The 987-nt window shown below is 67.1% G+C and carries 1 protein-coding gene and 1 pseudogene; both read right to left on the reverse strand.

Going from position 1 to position 987, the window contains the following annotated elements; translation table 11 throughout:
• Window positions 1-745 (reverse strand): annotated as a pseudogene (locus QMK34_RS47540) (IS5 family transposase); the annotation flags it as partial.
• Between the two features lie 46 nt (window positions 746-791).
• Window positions 792-987 (reverse strand): hypothetical protein (locus tag QMK34_RS47545; RefSeq protein ID WP_326421641.1); only part of this gene is annotated, 196 nt, incomplete at its 5' end.

Below are 987 nucleotides of genomic sequence, written 5' to 3' on the forward strand. Positions count from 1 at the left end.
CGAGGTAGGTGAGCGCGTATTTGTCGTAGCGGGTTGCGATGCCGCGCCATTGTTTGAGTCGGTTGAAGCCGCGTTCGACGGTGTTGCGCAGGCCGTAAAGCGCGGGGTCGAACGCGGGTGGCCGGCCTCCGGCCGAGCAACCGGAAGTCGCGGCCGGGCTCGCCCACGGCCCGGCGCCTCTCAGCGTCGTCGTCAAGCAACGACACCAGCTGGGGGTTGTCACCAGCTTGGCCTGCAGTCAACCGGATCCCGACCGGGGCCTCCCACTGGTCGGTCAGAGCGCGGATCTTCGCGGTCAGCCCGCCCCGCGAACGGCCGATCACGTGGTCGGACGGCTCACCGGCGGCTTTCTTGCAACTCGCCAGAGCCCCCTGAGGCGAGCGTGTCGGACCGTGCGCCCGCCGAATGCTGATACACCCGCGCGCTCGTCGAATCCACCGACAACAGCCTCTCGATGCCCACGGCCATGTCGGTGTCGACCCCGAACACGGCAGCGACCTGGGCGAACATGTCGTCATAAGTGCCGTCCAAGGACCACCGATGATGCCGTTTTTCACACCGTCTGCCACGGCCCGAAATCGGTGGGCAGGTCCCGCCACGAACAGCCCGAGCGGAACCGCCACGCGATTCCCTCCAGCATCAACCGATGATCACCGAACCTGTTGCCCCGCTTGCCCTCATCCGAGGGCATCACCGATTCGACAGCCGCCCAGAACTCATCAGAAACCACACCCACCCGCGTCACCAACCGATCCTCGCTGATCAGGACGCAGATATTTGGGAAACACGCCCTAGTCGTCGCGCTTGCGCGCCTCGATGTCCGCCACCGTGGTGGCGAACACGATGTCCGCACCGCCGTTCGCCATGGCGTGGGCTTCGTCCGCCACCGTGGGCAAGGGGTCGTAGGCGGGCAGCGCGACGGAAAGTCGTGTCCGGCCGCCTCCAGTTCGCGCGCCAGCGTCGCCGCTCCGACCAGGACGGTCCGGC

It is taken from the genome of Amycolatopsis sp. H20-H5 (assembly GCF_035828755.1).
GTDB lineage: Bacteria > Actinomycetota > Actinomycetes > Mycobacteriales > Pseudonocardiaceae > Amycolatopsis.